Source organism: Blastococcus haudaquaticus (genome assembly GCF_900230285.1).
Classification (GTDB): domain Bacteria; phylum Actinomycetota; class Actinomycetes; order Mycobacteriales; family Geodermatophilaceae; genus Blastococcus_B; species Blastococcus_B haudaquaticus.
Window position 1 is genome coordinate 347,238 of the sequence record NZ_OCNK01000004.1, and the last position, 16,660, is coordinate 363,897.

General features: G+C 72.3%; 21 protein-coding genes. 6 read left to right on the top strand and 15 right to left on the bottom strand.

Translation table 11 applies throughout. From position 1 onward, the window contains the following. The first annotated feature begins 43 nt into the window (after positions 1-43). Positions 44-307 (top strand): hypothetical protein, encoded by a 264-nt coding sequence (locus tag CRP30_RS17825; RefSeq protein WP_097185323.1) that lies wholly within the window; start codon positions 44-46, stop codon positions 305-307. Position 308: 1 nt separating this feature from the next. On the opposite strand, the gene rdgB is transcribed toward CRP30_RS17825, so the two are convergent. Together rdgB and rph are read right to left on the bottom strand one after the other, a co-directional pair. Beyond that, a complete protein-coding gene (rdgB, locus tag CRP30_RS17830) occupies positions 309-923 on the bottom strand; it encodes an RdgB/HAM1 family non-canonical purine NTP pyrophosphatase (protein WP_097185324.1) in 615 nt (204 codons plus the stop codon). Next, complete coding sequence (gene rph, locus CRP30_RS17835) at positions 920-1,657, bottom strand: ribonuclease PH (RefSeq protein ID WP_097185325.1); 738 nt, start codon at positions 1,655-1,657, stop codon at positions 920-922. Before rph ends, rdgB begins: the two co-directional genes overlap by 4 nt. A gap of 77 nt (positions 1,658-1,734) precedes the next feature. Here rph and CRP30_RS17840 point away from each other — a divergent pair, with 77 nt between their 5' ends. Together CRP30_RS17840 and bcp are read left to right on the top strand one after the other, a co-directional pair. Continuing rightward, positions 1,735-2,139: a YjbQ family protein gene (locus CRP30_RS17840; RefSeq protein WP_097185326.1), complete on the top strand. Its 405-nt coding sequence runs from the start codon at positions 1,735-1,737 to the stop codon at positions 2,137-2,139. 60 nt (positions 2,140-2,199) lie between these two features. Beyond that, positions 2,200-2,688: a thioredoxin-dependent thiol peroxidase gene (gene bcp / locus CRP30_RS17845; RefSeq protein WP_097185327.1), complete on the top strand. Its 489-nt coding sequence runs from the start codon at positions 2,200-2,202 to the stop codon at positions 2,686-2,688. Between the two features lie 3 nt (positions 2,689-2,691). Here the strand turns inward: bcp and CRP30_RS17850 are convergent, their stop codons facing one another. The 9 genes from CRP30_RS17850 to CRP30_RS17890 all read right to left on the bottom strand — a co-directional run bounded on the left by CRP30_RS17850 (position 2,692) and on the right by CRP30_RS17890 (position 10,875). Then, positions 2,692-3,177, bottom strand: coding sequence for a DUF4262 domain-containing protein (locus tag CRP30_RS17850; protein ID WP_097185328.1), 486 nt, complete (start codon positions 3,175-3,177; stop codon positions 2,692-2,694). 109 nt (positions 3,178-3,286) lie between these two features. After that, positions 3,287-4,261 carry an ABC transporter substrate-binding protein gene (locus CRP30_RS17855; RefSeq protein WP_097185329.1) on the bottom strand — a complete coding sequence of 325 codons (975 nt, stop codon included), beginning with the start codon at positions 4,259-4,261 and terminating at the stop codon, positions 3,287-3,289. 33 nt (positions 4,262-4,294) lie between these two features. Then, positions 4,295-5,965: a thiamine pyrophosphate-binding protein gene (locus CRP30_RS17860; protein WP_200814835.1), complete on the bottom strand. Its 1,671-nt coding sequence runs from the start codon at positions 5,963-5,965 to the stop codon at positions 4,295-4,297. A gap of 78 nt (positions 5,966-6,043) precedes the next feature. Beyond that, on the bottom strand, positions 6,044-6,853 hold the full coding sequence (locus CRP30_RS17865; RefSeq protein ID WP_097185330.1) for an IclR family transcriptional regulator: 810 nt from the start codon (positions 6,851-6,853) through the stop codon (positions 6,044-6,046). Between the two features lie 224 nt (positions 6,854-7,077). Beyond that, complete coding sequence (locus CRP30_RS17870) at positions 7,078-8,040, bottom strand: DNA polymerase domain-containing protein (protein ID WP_235003514.1); 963 nt, start codon at positions 8,038-8,040, stop codon at positions 7,078-7,080. Between the two features lie 89 nt (positions 8,041-8,129). Further along, positions 8,130-8,870: an MBL fold metallo-hydrolase gene (locus tag CRP30_RS17875; protein ID WP_097185331.1), complete on the bottom strand. Its 741-nt coding sequence runs from the start codon at positions 8,868-8,870 to the stop codon at positions 8,130-8,132. Positions 8,871-8,962: 92 nt separating this feature from the next. After that, entirely contained in the window at positions 8,963-9,913 is a 951-nt protein-coding gene (locus tag CRP30_RS17880) for a PLP-dependent cysteine synthase family protein (RefSeq protein ID WP_097185332.1), read from the bottom strand. A 31-nt stretch (positions 9,914-9,944) separates the two neighbouring features. Beyond that, positions 9,945-10,220: a ubiquitin-like small modifier protein 1 gene (locus CRP30_RS17885; protein ID WP_097185333.1), complete on the bottom strand. Its 276-nt coding sequence runs from the start codon at positions 10,218-10,220 to the stop codon at positions 9,945-9,947. A gap of 181 nt (positions 10,221-10,401) precedes the next feature. Then, entirely contained in the window at positions 10,402-10,875 is a 474-nt protein-coding gene (locus tag CRP30_RS17890) for a M67 family metallopeptidase (protein WP_097185334.1), read from the bottom strand. Between the two features lie 105 nt (positions 10,876-10,980). Between CRP30_RS17890 and CRP30_RS17895 the strand changes: the two genes are divergently transcribed. After that, positions 10,981-11,334 (top strand): hypothetical protein, encoded by a 354-nt coding sequence (locus CRP30_RS17895; protein ID WP_097185335.1) that lies wholly within the window; start codon positions 10,981-10,983, stop codon positions 11,332-11,334. Here the strand turns inward: CRP30_RS17895 and CRP30_RS17900 are convergent. Both CRP30_RS17900 and clpS read right to left on the bottom strand, forming a co-directional pair. Next, on the bottom strand, positions 11,273-11,773 hold the full coding sequence (locus tag CRP30_RS17900; RefSeq protein ID WP_097185336.1) for a DUF2017 family protein: 501 nt from the start codon (positions 11,771-11,773) through the stop codon (positions 11,273-11,275). The genes CRP30_RS17895 and CRP30_RS17900 overlap by 62 nt on opposite strands. A gap of 73 nt (positions 11,774-11,846) precedes the next feature. Further along, positions 11,847-12,143: an ATP-dependent Clp protease adapter ClpS gene (clpS, locus tag CRP30_RS17905; RefSeq protein ID WP_097185337.1), complete on the bottom strand. Its 297-nt coding sequence runs from the start codon at positions 12,141-12,143 to the stop codon at positions 11,847-11,849. Between the two features lie 59 nt (positions 12,144-12,202). On the opposite strand from clpS, the gene CRP30_RS17910 reads away from it, so the two are divergent. Together CRP30_RS17910 and CRP30_RS17915 are read left to right on the top strand one after the other, a co-directional pair. Then, on the top strand, positions 12,203-13,570 hold the full coding sequence (locus CRP30_RS17910; RefSeq protein ID WP_097185338.1) for a nicotinate phosphoribosyltransferase: 1,368 nt from the start codon (positions 12,203-12,205) through the stop codon (positions 13,568-13,570). Positions 13,571-13,590: 20 nt separating this feature from the next. Then, complete coding sequence (locus CRP30_RS17915; protein WP_097185339.1) at positions 13,591-14,163, top strand: isochorismatase family protein; 573 nt, start codon at positions 13,591-13,593, stop codon at positions 14,161-14,163. 68 nt (positions 14,164-14,231) lie between these two features. Here the strand turns inward: CRP30_RS17915 and serB are convergent, their stop codons facing one another. Both serB and CRP30_RS17925 read right to left on the bottom strand, forming a co-directional pair. After that, entirely contained in the window at positions 14,232-15,491 is a 1,260-nt protein-coding gene (gene serB / locus CRP30_RS17920) for a phosphoserine phosphatase SerB (RefSeq protein WP_097185340.1), read from the bottom strand. A gap of 141 nt (positions 15,492-15,632) precedes the next feature. Beyond that, positions 15,633-16,660 (bottom strand): cytochrome c oxidase subunit I (locus CRP30_RS17925; protein WP_200814836.1); only part of this gene is annotated, 1,028 nt, incomplete at its 5' end.

A 16,660-nucleotide genomic window follows, 5' to 3' on the forward strand; every position in this document is an offset into this window, starting at 1 on the left:
GCGAGCGCTGAGGCCGGAGCACCGGCCGGCCGACGTGCTGGGTATGAACAGTTCAGCTTCCTCCGCCGCATGGCTGCCGGCCGCGATCGCGCGTGCCGCCGTCGTGACCGGTCCGCCCGCGCAGCACGTCCCCGGCCGCCGTCGGCACGCCGCCCCCGAGGTGCCGGGCGAGCTGCGGATCGCCACCCCGGAGGACCTCCTCCGGACCGGCCGGCACGCCGAGGCGGCGTGGACCCGCGACCTGCCGGTCTACGACGCGCTCCGCGACGAGCTCGCCGCCGTGGACTGGTCCAGCCTCCGCGCCTGACCTACGGGCGGGTGCCGAGCACCTCGGCAAGCACAGGCACCAGCGCCGCGAACGCCTGACCACGGTGGCTGCGTGCGTCCTTCTCGGCCGGGCTGAGCTCGGCCGAGGTGACATCCAGCCCCTCGGGGACGAAGACCGGGTCGTAGCCGAAGCCGTTGCTGCCGCGCTTCTCCCGGACCAGCCGGCCGCGCCACTGCCGCTCGATCACGCGCTCGGTGCCGTCCGGCGTGACCAGCGCGGCCGCGCAGACGAACGCGGCGCCCCGGCGTTCGTCCGGCACGTCGCCCACCTGGCCCAGCAGCAGCGCGGTGTTGGCGTCGTCGTCCCCGTGCCGCCCGGACCACCGGGCCGAGAGCACGCCGGGCATGCCGTTGAGCGCGTCGACGGCGAGACCGGAGTCGTCGGCCACGGCCGGCAGCCCGGTGTAGCGGACCGCCTCGCGCGCCTTGAGGAGTGCGTTCTCCTCGAACGTCGCCCCGGTCTCCGGGGCCTCCGGGTACTCGGGCACGTCGCGCAGGCCGATCACCTCGACGCCGGTGAGGGCGTCCTCGAGCAGCCGCTGCAGCTCGGCGAGCTTGCCGGCGTTGCGCGTGGCGAGGAGCAGGCGGGTGGTCATCGATGCGCGGCGGGTGAGGACAGGGCGTCGGCCTGGATGCGGGTCAGCTCCGCGCAGCCCTTCACCGCGAGGTCGAGCAGGGCATCGAGCGTCGGGCGGTCGAACACCGCGCCCTCCGCCGTGCCCTGCACCTCGACGAAGTCGCCGTCCCCGGTGCAGACGACGTTCATGTCGGTGCCCGCCTTCACGTCCTCCTCGTAGGGCAGGTCCAGGCGCGGCTCGCCGTCGATGACGCCGACGCTCACGGCCGCCACCGACTGCACGATCGCCTTCGGGCGGGCCAGCTTCTTGCGCTCTCCCAGCCACGACACCGCGTCGGCGAGGGCCACGTAGGCGCCGGTGATCGCCGCGGTGCGGGTGCCGCCGTCCGCTTGGAGCACGTCGCAGTCGATCGCGATGCTGTTCTCCCCCAGCGCCGCCAGGTCGATCGACGCGCGCAGCGACCGGCCGATGAGCCGGCTGATCTCGTGCGTCCGCCCGCCGATGCGTCCCTTGACCGACTCGCGGTCGCTGCGGGTGTGGGTGGCCCGCGGCAGCATCGAGTACTCGGCGGTCACCCAGCCCAGGCCGGAGCCCTTGCGCCAGCGGGGCACCCCCTCGGTGACACTGGCGGCGCACAGCACGCGGGTGCGCCCGAACTCGACGAGCACCGAACCCTCGGCGTGGTCGAGCCAGTTGCGGGTGATGGTCACCGGACGGAGCTGGTCGGCCGCACGGCCGTCGGGGCGGGTCACGGGAACCCAGGGTAGTGGGGACGTCCGGACCGACCCGCCGCCGTGCATCCGTGATCGCGCAGCGCCAGGATCGGCCCATGCGATCGGAACTGCGAGCGGTCCGGACCGGTGGCGTCCCCGTGGTGGTGGACCTGACCGACGAGTGCGCCGAGTTCGTGAAGCAGGAGACCGACGGGCTGCTGCAGGTGTTCGTGCCGCATGCGACCGCCGGCATCGCGATCCTGGAGACCGGATCCGGCAGTGACGACGACCTGCTCGCCCAGCTCGACGAGCTGCTCCCCCGCGACGACCGATGGCGTCACCGGCACGGGAGCGCGGGACACGGCCGCGACCACGTCCTCCCCGCGTTCGTGCCACCGCACGCGACCGTGCCGGTGCTCGAGGGCCTGATGCAGCTGGGCACCTGGCAGCGGATCTGCCTGGTCGACACCAACGTGGACAACCACACCCGCCATGTCCGGTTCTCCTTCCTCGCCGGCTGAGCCGGGCTCCTCGTCTGCCCCGGTGCCACCCCCGCGGGCCGACACGGCAGGATCACGTCCATGAGCGAGACCGATGTCGCACCCGCCCGCCTCTCCCCCGGCGACCCGGCGCCGGCATTCACGCTCCCGGACGCGAACGGCGATCCGGTCTCGCTGGCCGACCACCTCGGCCGGCGGGTGATCGTGTACTGCTACCCGGCGGCGATGACCCCGGGTTGCACCACGCAGGCCGTCGACTTCACCGCGAACGCCGGCCACCTGGCCGAGGCCGGGCTCGACATCATCGGCATCTCCCCCGACGAGCCGGACAAGCTGCTGCGCTTCAAGGAGAAGGAGGAGCTCGGCATCACCCTGGTGTCCGACCCCGAGAAGACGGTGCTCCGCGCGTACGGCGCGTACGGCCCGAAGAAGCTCTACGGCAAGGAGGTCGTCGGCGTGATCCGCTCGACCTTCGTCGTGGGTGCCGACGGCCGCATCGAGCAGGCGTCCTACAACGTCAAGGCCACCGGACACGTCGCCAAGCTGATGCGCGACCTCGGCATCGATTAGCGGTCACGCCCGCCAGGTGCCGGGGCGCGGCTGGCAGTCTGGGCCGCAGGGGTACCCGTCGTCCCACGGGAACGTGCCGTCGCTGTGGTCCCAGGTGAGCTGGTAGGCGGGCACCGAGTACTCGACCGGGCGCTCGTAGAAGCGGTTCGCGGCCAGCACCACCTCGCCCGGGTTGGGCAGGGCCTCCACGACGATCCGCCCGGCCCGGTCCGCCCAGGTCAGCAGCTCGCCTCCGAGGAGATCCCGGCCGTCGGCGACCATCCCGGCCACCCGGCCGAGGATGCCGTGCGCGTTGTCGTGGCCCAGCCCGACGATGACGAGCTCCGGGTGCCCGAGCCCGAAGAGACCGATCGTGTAGCCGAAGGCCGGTTCCCCGGGCTCCTCCCCTGAGCCGACGTACTGCACCGCCCAGCGGTGGGCCCGGATGGTCTGCGCGAGGTGGGCGTCCTCCTGGTCGAGCCAGGCGATGGTCTGCGGGTCGTGCGTCATGTGCCACAGCGTCCGCCGGAGGACCGACAGAACGTCCAGGTCGCGGAGGACCTGTGGACCCAGCGCCCGGCTGGGGACAGCGCGCGGCAGCGCCGTGCCTCGTGCCTGATCAGGGCGAGAGGACGTCCCCGACGTCGAACTCCTCGTCGAGGATGCCGTACTCGAGCATCAGATCCGCCATCTTCTGCAGCTGCTCCTCGTCCGCCTCGGCCTCCCACCGCGGCAGGGCGACCTGCTCCACGACCTCGGCCGGCACCTGGCTGTACGTCGGCACGAGCTCGACGAGCCGCTCCCGATTGTCCTGCAACTCGTCCATGGACGACGAGATGGCCGCCCGGAACGCCTCGATCACGTCGGGGTTCTCCTGGGCGTACTGAGTGGTGGTCAACCATCCTGCGACCGGCATGTCCTCCACCGGTCCGCTGAACAGCGGGAAGAGGACCCGGTGCCCAGCGCCCAGCGCAGCGGCCTGGAAGGGCTCGACCTGCCAGATCGCGTCGACGTCGCCGCTGCTCAGGGCCGGTGCCATGTCCGGGAGGGGCAGCTCGACGAACTGGATCGTGGAGATGTCGACCCCCTCGTCCTCCAGCACGGCATTGACGGCGACAGTGCCGATGTTCTGCAGGTTGTTGACGGCGATGCGGGCGCCCTCGAGGTCGGCCGGCGCCTGGTAGGCGGAGTCGGCGGCGACCATGATCGCGTGGTCGTCGGCGCCCACGTCGTTGCCGGCGATGATCTGGATCGGCAGTCCCTGCTGCGCGGCGAGGACCGCGGACGTGTAGTTGCCGTAGGTGATGTCGTACTCGCCGGCGATCAACGAGGGGATTGCCTGCGCCCCACCTGACGTCTGCTCCAGACTCACCTCCAACCCCTCGTCCTCGAAGTGGCCGGCCTCCTGCGCCTGCACAGCGGACGCGGTGTGCACCAGCGGGAAGTAGCCGACGGTCACTGCGGTCGCGCCGCCACCCTCGCCGCCGCCGTCACCCTCCTCCTCGGAGGAGCCGCAGGCAGCCAGGACCAGGGCAGTCGCGCAGACGAGTGCGACGGTGCCGTACCGGCGGCCGCGGTGCTCAGGAACGTGCATGGATGACGTGTCCTCTCTGAGATCTCACAGGTCTCACCCGCCTGTGAAAGCGTGGGCCAGCACCCAGGACGGGAAGCTGGTGATCTTGGCGTCGACGACCAGCGGCGCCCGGCGCGGACCGTCGACCCACGTCCGCACCTTCTCGAGGTCCTCCAGGGTGCGGACCGTGACGGCGTCACACCCGAAACCGCGCGCGATGGCGGCCAGGTCCGTGTCCGGGAAGACGACGGTGTCCAGCACCGCGCCTTCGGGAGCGAAGTGGTGGACCTCCGCGCCGTAGGCGGCGTCGTCGTAGACCAGCACGACCAGGGGCAGGGCCAGGCGTACCGCGGTGTCCAGCTCGGCGAGGCTCATCATGAAACCGCCGTCGCCGATCCCGGCGACCACAGTCCTGTCGGGAGTGGCGACCGCGCACCCGATCGCCGCCGCCAGCGCCATCCCGATGGACTGGAAGGCGAGCGGCAGGCAGTAGCCGCGGGCGTCCGGCACGTCGAGGAACATCGCCGGGTAGCCGTTGAAGTTGCCGCCGTCCGGAACGACCACCCGTTCCCGGGGCAGCAGCCGATCCAGGGCGATCGTCAGCGCGCGAGGGTCGATCCGCTGCCCGTCGGACGTGTCGTCGAACGGCTCGTCCTGCCAGCGGCGGCCGCCGTCGATCCGCTCGTGGACCTCGGCCGTGCGGTACCCCGCGCCCGGGTGGCCGCGGCGCCTCAGCTCGGCGTCGACAGCGGCGGCGGTGAGCGCGCTGTCGCCGACGACCCCGACGTCGGCCGGACAGTGCCGACCGATGGCCTCCAGCTCGAGGTCCACCTGGACGACGGTCTTCCCGCGGACCAGTGCGCCGTCCCGGGTCGTCCAGCGGTTGAGGCTCGCGCCGAATGCGACGACGACGTCCGCGTCGGAGATCAGCTGACCCGCCACCGGGGTCGCGAAACCGCCCATCACGTCCAGGTACCAGGGGTTCCCGGCGAACAGCCCGCGGCCGACCGCCGACGTGGTGAGCAGCGCCCCGCAGTCCTCCGCCAGCTGCTCGATCTCCCGGCGGGCGGCCAGAGCCCCGCGTCCGCCGACCAGGACCGGGCGCTCGGCACTCGCGAGGAGGTCGGCGAGACGTCCCACGCTCTCGGGCGACGCGGCAGGGCGAATCCGCTGGGGCACGGTGGGCACCGCACCGCCGTCCCCCTCGACGTCCTCCTGCTGCACGTCCAGGGGCAGGTTGAGGACGACGGTGCGCCTCTCCAGGAGGGCCCGCGAGTAGGCCCGGGCCGTGTCGGCCACCGCGGTACCGGCCCCGTGCACTCGCTCTGACGTCGCACCGAGCGCGGTGACCGCGGCGGCCTGCTCGATCCAGAAGTTCGAGGTCGTCTGCGTGGGAGGCGTGTCCCCGGTGACCACGAGGACGGGTGTGCGGCTCTTGGCCGCCTCGACGAGACCGGTCATCGCGTTGGTGAGACCGCACCCCTGATGCAGGCTGACGACGCAGACCTCACCGGTCGCACGAGCGAAAGCGTCGGCCATGACCGTCGCCCCGTGCTCGTGCCGAGCGGCCACGAAGCCCGCACCCCCGGCGATGAGGGCGTTCGTGACGTGGAAGTTCCCGCTTCCGACGACGCCGAACACCTGCCGGACGCCGAGCGCCGCGAGCGTGCGCCCGACGACGTCCGCGACCTTCACGAGCGCCGACCACGTGCGGCGGTCGCGCATGACCCGGTCGTGCGTCCTGCCTCTGCCCCGCTCACCCTCAGCCCCTTCGCAGATATGAGCGGGAGCATGAGGTGCACGTCACACGAGGCGCCAATCCCCTCTCATTGACTGAGAGTGGTCCGGGCCGCCGTCGACCAGATGCGGCGCCGAGAGGGCCCGCGTCACCCCGCGCGCGGCGGCCATGAGGAGCGGCGCGTGTGCCATCAACCGGTCGTCGTTCGGCACCACGACGGAGAGCGCGGCCACGACCTCCTGCAGCCCGTTGCGGACCGGCACCGCGATTCCCGCGGCGTCCTCGTGCACGTGCCCGGGGCACATCGCGAACCCCTGACTGCGCACCTTCGCGAGCGCACTGCGCAGGTCGTCGGCGCTGGTGATCGTGTGCGCCGTGTACCCGTCCAACGGCGCTGCGAGCACCCGTTCGAGCCGCTCCCGCGGCCCGTAGGCGAGGAGGACGTGACCCGAGGACGAGATGTGGGCAGGCAACCGGCCGGCGATGCGCGAGTAGTTCACCACCGCGTCCCGCGCACTGAGCCGCTCGATGAACAGCACCTGGTCGCCGTCCATGACGCCCAGCTGCACGTGATGACCGATGACGGCGTGCAGGTCCTCGAGGAACGGCATGGCTGCGTCGCGGAGCGACAGGGTCGGCGACGCTCGGGAGGCCAGCTCCCACATCCGGACGCCGATCCGCACCTCCCGGTCCGGCCCGCGCTCGAGGAGTCCGTGCGCGACGAGCTCACCGATCAGCCGGGAGGCGGTGGCGATGTGCAGTCGGGTCCGCCGGGCGATCTCGGAGACCTGGAGGGCCTGGTCGTCCACGGAGAAGGCGTCGAAGATCCGGACCGCGCGCGAGAGCACGGACTCACCCGTCACCGTCCGGACCACGGCCGGAGTGTGGCACGCTCGTCGACGGCGATGTGACCGGAATCTCGACGGCATTCACGGGTGCGTCCTTCAGCCTGTCTGCGACTGCGCCGGGGCCCGACTCACCGCGCCGGTCACCCGGGTGACGGCCATCGAACCGGCCGCCGAGGCGCCACCACAGCAGCCCGCTGCGTGCGTGGACGGCATCCAGATCCGGCTGCAGCCGGACCGACCGCGCCGAGGAGTCAGCCGCCGTCGGCCTCCCGCGCTGCGCGCTTGCGGCGCTTTCCCTCGTGCATGGCCTGCACCCGCGCCACGGGGATCGCGTGCCCCTCGGCCACGAGGTCGGCCGGCAGCGACTGCGGCTCGGACAGCGCCTCCGCCCAGGGGTCGCGGTTCCCCAGCAGGCCGGGGGCGGTCGTCACCGTGAAGTCGCCCGGCCGGGCGTCGTCCAGTCCGTCCCAGCCCACCGGGAAGGAGACCGGCAGTCCCGGGCGGATGCGCGGGCTGTACGCCGCGACGATGGTCGCCTGGCCGGAGCGGGTGGAGTCGACGAACACCCGGCCGCCCCGGTCCTCGAGGAGGTAGGCCGTCGTGGCGGTGTCCGGGTCCAGTGCGGCGGTCCGAGCGGCCAGCGCCCGCGTCGCGGCGGCGACGTCCTCGAACGGGGCCTCGCGGACCGGGACGACCACGTGCAGGCCCTTGGAGCCGCTCGTCTTGACCGCGCCGGCCAACCCGGCGTCGTCCAGGGCCTGCCGGGCCAGGCGCGCGACGGCCACGACGGTCGCGAAGTCCGCGCCCTCCGGCGGATCCAGGTCGAGCACCAGACCGGTGGGCCGGCCGTCGTCCACCCGGAAGAACGGCACGTGCAGCTCGACGGCGCGCTGGTTGGCCAGCCACAGCAGCGTGCGCCGGTCGTCGGCCAGCACCTGGTGGATCTCCCGGTGCGAGCCCTCCGACCACATCGGCGCCGTGCGCACCCAGTCCGGCGCGCCCTTGGACACGTTGCGCTGCATGAACGGCGGCTGCCCCGGCCGGACCCGCTTCACCGACAGCGGCCGGCCCGCCAGCAGCGGCACCATCCGCTCGGCGACGGCGTCGACGTAGTCGACCAGGTCCCGCTTGGTCACCTCGAGCCCGTCCCCGAGTGGTGAGTCCAGGGAGGTCAACCGGACGCCGTCCCGCTCCTCGTCCACCACGCGGCTCACCGTGCCGCCTCCACGCCACCTGGGCAAGTGGCCCTCCTGCCGGGGCCCGCCGCGAGCTCGCGAGTGGTGGGGGCCGGAGGGCCCCTGCCTCAGATCTCGTAGGTGGCGCCGGAGCGCACCAGCTCCGTCTCCGAGAAGACCGCGCTGGCGGCGAACAGCTGGCCGATCTCGTCCACCCAGGCAGGGATGTGTGTGAGCAGCAGGCGACCCACCCCGGCGGCCGCGGCGTGCTCGCCCGCCTCCCGGCCGGTCAGGTGCAGGCCTGCGGGCAGGTCGCCGCCGGGCGGGTGCGCAGCTTCGGCGAGCAGCACGTCGGCACCGCGGGCGAGCTCGACCACGCGCTCGCTCGGTCCGGTGTCGCCGGTGTAGACCATCGACCGGCCGCCCGCGGTGAGCCGGATGGCGTAGCACTCGATCGGATGCGCGGTGCGGGCGAGCGCCACCTCGAACGGGCCGAGCGTGAACGCACCGGGGCCCACCGGGACGAAGTCGAAGACGTCGGTGATGCCCTCTCCGCCGGCGTCGTAGGCCAGGGCGAGCCGGCGCTCGGCCGCGACGGGGGCGTACAGCGGGATCTGCTTCTTCGTCGCACGCCCGGAGTACCGGTGCCAGACGACGAAGGGGGCGACGTCGAGGCAGTGGTCGGCGTGCAGGTGGGAGAGGTAGACCGCGTCGATCGAGTCGGGGTCGGCGAGGCCCTGCAGGGCACCGAAGGCCCCGTTGCCGAGGTCCAGCAGCAGCCGGAACCCCTCGTGCTCCACGAGGTAGCAGGACGCGGCGGACCGCGGCCCGGGAGCGCTGCCCGAGCAGCCGACGACGGTGAGCTTCACGCCGCCTCCCCCCGTCGCGTCCTCATGGCGCGGGCCAGGCTAGCGGCCGGTTCCGACGCCCCGGAGACCGGATCGGACCGGGCCGGTCCGGTTCAGGCCCAGAGCTGACCCTCCAGCGCCGAGGTCGCCTCCTCGAGCGTGCCGGCGTAGGCGCCGGTCGAGAGATACTTCCAGCCGCCGTCGCAGACGATGAACACGATGTCGGCGTGCCGGCCTGCCGCCACCTCCTTGTCGGCGATGCCGAGGGCGGCGTGCAGGATCGCCCCGGTCGAGATGCCGGCGAAGATCCCTTCGCGTTCCACGAGCTGGCGGGTGCGGTGGATGGCGTCGTCGGGCCCGACGCTGAACCGCGAGTCCAGCAGCGAGGCGTCGTAGAGCTCGGGGATGAAGCCCTCGTCGATGTTGCGCAGGCCGTAGACCAGCTCGCCGTAGCGCGGCTCGGCGGCGATCACCTGCACGCCCGGCTTGTGCTCGCGCAGGAAGCGGGAGACGCCCATGAGCGTGCCCGTGGTCCCCAGGCCCGCGACGAAGTGCGTGATCGACGGCAGGTCGGCCAGGATCTCGGGCCCGGTGCCGTCGTAGTGCGCCTGGGCGTTCGCCGGGTTGCCGTACTGGTAGAGCATGACCCAGTCGTCGTGCTCGGCGGCGAGACCCTTCGCGACGGCGACCGCCTGATTCGACCCACCGGCGGCCGGCGAGGAGATGATCTGCGCGCCGTACATCTCCAGCAGCTGGCGCCGCTCCACCGAGGTGTTCTCCGGCATGACGCAGATCAGCTTGTAGCCGCGCTGCCGGGCCACCATGGCCAGGGAAATCCCGGTGTTGCCGCTGGTCGGCTCCAGGATGGTCGCGCCGGGCTGGAGCGACCCGTCCTTCTCCGCCGCCTCGATCATGGCGATCGCCGCGCGGTCCTTGATCGACCCGGTCGGGTTGTGGTCCTCGAGCTTGGCCCACAGCCGGACGTCGGAGGTGGGCGACAGGTTCGGCAACCCGACCAGCGGGGTGCCGCCGAGGGAGTCGACGAGGGAGGCGAAGCGGGCCATGGGAGCTCTTCCGTGAGAGGGGCGCGGGGGCTCAGCCGCCCGCGACCGCCGGGAGGATCGTGACCGAGTCGCCGTCCTTGACCTCGGTGTCCAGCGCGCCGGTGAACCGCACGTCCTCGTCGTTGACGTAGACGTTGACGAAGCGGTGCAGCTTGCCCTCCTCGGTCACGAGGCGGTTCTTCAGGCCCGGGTGCTGGGTGTCCAGGTCGTCGACGAGCGCCCCGAGCGTGGCGCCGCTGCCCTCGACGGTCTTGTTGCCGCCGGTGTGCGTGCGCAGGATGGTGGGGATCCGGACCTCGATGGCCATGGCGTGCGGTTCTCCTTGCGAGCTGGGATGTGAGGGGCGCCGCTGTGGAGCAGCGTTCGTGCGTCTGGACGGCCCAACGCCCGCCCGCCGCCGGGGATTCCACGGCTGGCGCTCGGGTCGGTGGCCCTCCTGCAGGGGCCCGCCGCGAGCGTGCGCGCGGTGAGGGCAGGAGGGTCCTTTGTCAGTCGTAGACGACGGTCGTCGGGGTGTGCCCGAACAGGTAGGACTCGACGACCTCGACGTCCTCCTCGCGCACCTCGCCCTCGACGATCCGGAAGCTGCGGAACTCGACCTCGTCGTCGACCAGACCGGTCTGCTCGCCGTGCTCCCGGGTGGACACCAGGACGTAGTGGGCCTCGGGCTCGGAGGCGTAGCTGATGTCGGTGCGCGAGGGATACGCCTCGGTGGCCGTGTGCGAGTGGTAGATCACAACCGGGACCTCGTCGCGGTCGTCCATGTCCCGGTAGAGCCGGAGCAGGTCACCGGACTCGAACTCGTAGAAGGTCGGGGACCGCGCCGCGTTCAGCATCGGGATGAAGCGCTCGGGCCGATCGCTGCCCTCGGGACCCGCGACGACGCCACAGGCCTCGTCCGGATGGTCCTTCCGGGCGTGGGCCACGATGGCGTCGTAGGTCGCGCGGTCGATGCGCAGCACATCCGCAGTCTAGTAGAAGGACCCTGCTGCCCCCCGACCCCTCGCAGGCTCGCGGCCGGGCCCCTGCAGCAGGGCCGCACGACGACGACCGATACGTTGCGTGACGTGCTGGTGAAGCTTCTCGTGGCGGCCGGGGTGCTCCTCTTCCCCGTGCCCGCGCTCGTCCTGGGTGCACGCGGGCTCCTGAAGCGCCCTGGCTACAGCGCCGACGAGCCCTCCGACCGGGCGTCCTTCATCCTGCTGGTCGCGCTGCGCAGTGTGGTGCTGCTCCTGGTCCTGGCCCTGTCGGCGGTGGTGCTGGCGTCGTCGGTCGGCGCAGCGATCGCCGACGTCCCCCTGCACGGCATGGTCTACGTGTTCTTCGCCCTCGACCTGCTGCTCGCGCTGATGGTCGTGCTCAGCTTCGGCCGGAGCGTCCGGCGACCAGTGCGTCGACGAGCGAGCCCTGCAGCGCGGTGAGCCAGTAGTAGACGGCGAGCTGCTGGTCCTCCTCGCCGGTGATCTCGTCCGGCGGCTCGGTCTCCTCGCTGATCTCCAGCCGTGTGCCGAGGGCCAGGCGCAGGTCGTTGCTGGTGCGCAGCCAGGCCGCGGCCTGGTCGGCGTCGAGCCGGACCTCTCCCCCCTCGGCCGGCAGCGACGCCCGCACCGTGGCGAGGTCGTCGGCCTTGCCGCTGCGCAGCGAGGCCTCGGTGAGGTCCCGGTAGTCGGCGGCGAGCTCCGGGTCGCCGCGATGACCGTCCGGCAGCAGCCGGGCCATCACCGGATCACCACCGACGTCGTCGGCGTCCGCGTCGAGCAGCTGCTCCAGCTGATCGAGCAGGAGGCTCACGATGCCGACCTCGGCCCGCTCCATGCGAGCCACGACGTCGCCGCCCCGGGCGCTGCGGAAGGGCTTCACGCAGTCTCCTCGCCGACGCTCGTCGCCGGCGCGCGCCGGCGTGGTGTGCTCGTTCGTGGGCGCACGAGCCCGCTCACGTGTCCCGCTGGTAGCTGGCCCACAGCCCGTAGGCGTGCAGCCGGCTGGTGTCGTGCTCCATCTTCTCGCGCGGGCCGGAGCTGACGACGGCCCGGCCCTCGTGGTGGACCTGGAGCATCAGCGTCGTCGCCGTGGGCTCGTCGTAACCGAAGAGCTCCTGCAGCACGAAGGTCACGTACGTCATGAGGTTGACCGGGTCGTTCCAGACGATCGTCACCCAGGGACGGTCGAGGTCGTCGCGTTCCTCGACCGTGGTCTCCGGCGTCCACGAGGGAGCGAGAGGTCCGGCCACGGCTCCACCTTAGGACGCCGGTCTGCCCTGGTTCCCGCACCCGCCTACGCTCCCCGATCATGGCTGTGCACCCCGAGCTGCCCCCCGAGCTGCCCCCCGAGCTGCCCCCCGAGCTGCCCCCTGGCCCCGACACCGGGCTGACTCCCCCGCCGGCACCCGCGCTCTTCACCGACCGGTACGAGTTGACGATGGTCGCGGCCGCGCTGGCCGACGGCACCGCCGGGCGTGACTGCGTCTTCGAGGTGTTCGCGCGCCGGCTGCCGCACGGGCGCCGCTACGGGGTCCTCGCCGGGACGGGGCGGCTCTTGGAGGCGCTGCCGCACTTCCGGTTCGGGGACGACGAACTGGCGGCGCTGCGCGAGCAGGGCCTCTCCGACGAGCGGCTCCTCGACTGGCTGGCGGACTTCCGCTTCTCCGGCGACATCGACGGCTACGCCGAGGGGGACCTGTACTTCCCCGGCTCCCCGGTGCTCACCGTCCGCGCCCCGTTCGCCGAAGGGGTGCTGCTGGAGACCCTGGCCCTCTCGGTGCTGAACCACGACAGCGCCATCGCATCCGCCGCCGCGCGCATGGTCGCAGCCGCCTGCGAGCGCCCCTGCATCGAGATGGGCTCGCGGCGCACCCACGAGGAGGCCGCCGTGGCCGCCGCGCGGGCCGCGCACATGGTCGGCTTCGCCTCCACCTCCAACCTCGAGGCGGGACGGCGGTACCGCGTCCCGACCAGCGGCACCAGCGCCCACGCGTTCACGCTCCTGCACGACGACGAGCGGTCGGCCTTCCAGGCGCAGATCGACACCCTCGGGCCGGGGACGACGCTGCTCGTGGACACCTACGACGTCGACCAGGGCATCCGCACGGCCGTCGAGGTCGCCGGGACCGGGCTCGGCGCCATCCGCCTCGACTCCGGCGATCTGCCGACGCTGGCCACGCACGCACGGGAGCTGCTGGACTCGCTCGGCGCGACGGGGACCCGGATCGTGGTCACCAGCGATCTGGACGAGTACGCGATCTCCGGGCTCATGGCCGCCCCGGTGGACCGGTACGGGGTGGGCACCTCGCTGGTCACCGGCTCGGGCGCGCCGACCGTCGGCATGGTCTACAAGCTGGTCGAGCGTGACGGCGTGCCCGTGGCGAAGAGGTACGAGGGGAAGCGCTCCGTCGGCGGGCGCAAGCACGCCGTGCGCCGGCACGACGGCGACGGCATCGCGACCGCCGAGGTGGTCAGCAGCGCCCCGGTCGCCGCGCAGGACGGCGACCGCGACCTCGTGGTCCCTCTGGTGCGCGGTGGTGAGCTGTGCGAGCCGCTCAGCCCGCCGGATGCACTGGCCCGCGCCAAGGCGCACCACGAGCGGGTCCGCCAGGCCCTGCCCGCGGAAGGCTGGGCGCTGTCACGGGGAGAGCCCGTGCTCGAGACCGTTCCGGCATGAGCAGGAGGCACACTGGTCAGATGGCCCGCGCACTGATCGTGGTGGACGTGCAGAACGACTTCTGCGAGGGCGGCAGCCTCGCCGTCGCCGGCGGGACGGCGGTCGCCGCGGCCATCACCGAGCACGTCCGGACGGCGGCCGGCGAGTACGCCCACGTGGTGGCGACGCGGGACCACCACATCGATCCGGGGCACCACTTCGCCGATCAGCCGGACTTCCTCGACACCTGGCCCGCGCACTGCGTGGTCGGCACCGGCGGCGTGGAGCTGCACGAGGCGCTGGACCGGACGCCGATCGAGGCGGTGTTCGACAAGGGCGAGTACGCCGCCGCCTACTCCGGGTTCGAGGGCCGGGCGGGCGGGGTGCCGCTGGCCGACTGGCTGCGCGAGCGCGACGTGGACGCGGTCGACGTCGCCGGCATCGCGACCGACCACTGCGTGCGGGCCACCGCCCTCGACGCCGTCGCGAACGGCTTCGCGACGCGGGTCCTCCTCCCGCTCACGGCGGGTGTGGCCGAGGGCTCGACCGAGGCGGCGCTCGACCAGCTGCGTACGGCGGGCGTGCAGCTCGAGGGCACCGTCCACCGGCCCTGACTCGGCGAGATCTGCACACTCGCCCTCATCAGCCCGCTGATGGGGTCGAGTGTGCAGATCTCGACCGCTCACGGCACGGCGTCGAGCACCTCGTCGCGGGTGAAGCCGAGCACCTGCAGGACGGCGTCCAGGTAGGGCTGGTTGAGGGCCGTGTGCGCCTGCTCGCGCACGAACGGCTTGGCGTTGAACGCGATGCCCAGGCCGGCGGCGTTGAGCATGTCCAGGTCGTTGGCGCCGTCGCCGACGGCCACCGTCTGGTCCATCGGGATGCCGTACTGCTCGGCGAAGCGCGCCAGCGCCCGTGCCTTGCCCGGCCGGTCGACGATCTCGCCGACCAGTCCTCCGGTGAGCCGTCCGTCCACCACCTCGAGGGTGTTCGCGGCGGCGAAGTCCAGGCCCAGGGTCTCGGCGAGCGGATCGGTGATCTGCGTGAAGCCGCCGCTGACGATGCCGCAGCGGAAGCCCATTCGCTGCAGCGTCCGGATGAGGGTCCGCGCCCCGGGCGTGAGCACCAGGTGCTCGCGCACCTCGTCGAGCACCTCCACGGGCAGCCCGGCCAGGACGGCGACCCGCGCGCGGAGCGACTCGGCGAAGTCGAGCTCGCCGTTCATCGCCGCGGCGGTGATGCGCGCGACGTCGGCCGCCCGCCCGGCGCGCGCGGCCAGCTCGTCGATGACCTCGCCGCGGACCAGCGTGGAGTCGACGTCGAGCACGATCAGCCGCTTGCTGCGCCGCGCTAGACCCACCTGCTCGACGGCGATGTCGGCCCCCGTGGTGGCGGCCACGGACGCCAGCGCGGTCCGCAGCTCCGTCGCCTCGGCACCGGAGACGGTGAGCTCGAAGCTGGTCACCGGGTAGTCCGACAGCCGGCGGATGGCGTCGATGTTGCCGCCGATGCCCGCGATGGCCCGCGCCGCGCCGGCGACGGCGTCGGGAGGAACGGGTCTGCCCAGCACGATGACGTGGTGCGGACGGCCCGCGGCGGGACCGTGGTCCGGCTCCGACGCCGGCTCGACGAGCACGTCCATGCCCGTGTCCGCCGCCACGCGGGCCGCCAGTTCCCGCAACCGGGTGGCGAGCGCCTGCGCCGGGTCCGGGCCGCCCCCCTCGGCGCGCAGCGACGCGACCACGACGCCCAGCACCAGGTGCCCGTGCACGACGACCTGCTCGACGTCCAGGACCTCCAGGGGCGCGCCGTCGCCGTCGGAAAGCGCGGCGAACAGCCGAGCGGTGACCCCGGGCCGGTCCTCCCCGGTCACGGTGAGAACGGCACGTGCTCCGGGGAGCTGGTCGTCGACCGGGAGGCGGGGCGTGGGGTCGATCGGCACGCCGTCATCGTGCCGCACGCCCGGAACGCAGAACCGGAGAGGCCCAGGACCATGACGGTCCTGGGCCTCTCCGGTTCAGGTTCGGCCCCCTGCAGGGTCCCGCCGCGAGCGTGCGAGTGACGGGGGGCAGGGGGACCTTTCTCAGGTCGGGTCGGGGTCGTTCGGACCCTGGCGCTGGCCGGTGCCCCCGACCAGCTCGCTGGCGTAGGGCTGGTGCCGCTTGCCGGCGTGCGCCTCGTCCTGGAGCCGCTGCAGGAGGTGGGGGTAGTGGGCCTCGAACGCCGGCCGCTCCGAGCGGATCTTGGGGATCTCGACGAAGTTGTGCCGCGGCGGCGGCGAGGACGTCGCCCACTCCAGCGAGTTCCCGTGGCCCCACGGGTCGTCGCGCAGGGCGAGCTCGCCGTACTTCCAGGACTTCACCACGTTGTAGATGAACGGGATGACCGAGGCGCCGAGGATGAAGGAGCCGATGGTGGAGACCATGTTCAGCGCCGTGAAGGTGTCCGTCGGCAGGTAGTCCACGTAGCGCCGCGGCATCCCCTCACCGCCGAGCCAGTGCTGCACCAGGAACGTGGTGTGGAAGCCGATGAAGGTCAGCCAGAACTGCAGCTTGCCCAGCCGCTCGTCCATCATCCGGCCGCACATCTTCGGGAACCAGAAGTAAATGCCGGCGTAGGCGGCGAACACCACGGTGCCGAAGACGACGTAGTGGAAGTGCGCCACCACGAAGTAGCTGTCGTTGACGTGGAAGTCGATGGGCGGGCTGGCCAGCAGCACGCCGGTCAGGCCGCCCAGCAGGAAGGTGACCATGAAGCCGATCGAGAACAGCATCGGCGTCTCGAAGGTCATCTGCCCGCGCCACATGGTGCCGATCCAGTTGAAGAACTTGATCCCGGTGGGCACCGCGATCAGGTACGTCAGGAACGCGAAGAAGGGCAGCAGCACCGCACCGGTGGCGTACATGTGGTGCGCCCAGACCGCGAGCGAGAGCGCGCCGATGGCGAGGGTCGCGAAGACCATGCCCTTGTAGCCGAACAGCGGCTTGCGGCTGAACACCGGGATGATCTCGGTGATGATGCCGAAGAACGGCAGCGCGATGATGTAGACCTCGGGGTGGCCGAAGAACCAGAACAGGTGCTGCCACAGCATCGGCCCGCCGTTCTCATCGG

Coding starts and splice junctions, on each gene's coding strand:
- rdgB (WP_097185324.1), bottom strand. CDS start 923: ATGACCACCCGCCTGCTCCTCGCCACGCGCAACGCCGGCAAGCTCGCC.
- CRP30_RS17860 (WP_200814835.1), bottom strand. CDS start 5,965: ATGCGCGACCGCCGCACGTGGTCGGCGCTCGTGAAGGTCGCGGACGTC.
- CRP30_RS17880 (WP_097185332.1), bottom strand. CDS start 9,913: ATGGCCCGCTTCGCCTCCCTCGTCGACTCCCTCGGCGGCACCCCGCTG.
- CRP30_RS17825 (WP_097185323.1), top strand. CDS start 44: ATGAACAGTTCAGCTTCCTCCGCCGCATGGCTGCCGGCCGCGATCGCG.
- CRP30_RS17855 (WP_097185329.1), bottom strand. CDS start 4,261: ATGCACGTTCCTGAGCACCGCGGCCGCCGGTACGGCACCGTCGCACTC.
- bcp (WP_097185327.1), top strand. CDS start 2,200: ATGAGCGAGACCGATGTCGCACCCGCCCGCCTCTCCCCCGGCGACCCG.
- CRP30_RS17840 (WP_097185326.1), top strand. CDS start 1,735: ATGCGATCGGAACTGCGAGCGGTCCGGACCGGTGGCGTCCCCGTGGTG.
- CRP30_RS17910 (WP_097185338.1), top strand. CDS start 12,203: ATGGCTGTGCACCCCGAGCTGCCCCCCGAGCTGCCCCCCGAGCTGCCC.
- CRP30_RS17885 (WP_097185333.1), bottom strand. CDS start 10,220: ATGGCCATCGAGGTCCGGATCCCCACCATCCTGCGCACGCACACCGGC.
- CRP30_RS17850 (WP_097185328.1), bottom strand. CDS start 3,177: ATGACGCACGACCCGCAGACCATCGCCTGGCTCGACCAGGAGGACGCC.
- CRP30_RS17915 (WP_097185339.1), top strand. CDS start 13,591: ATGGCCCGCGCACTGATCGTGGTGGACGTGCAGAACGACTTCTGCGAG.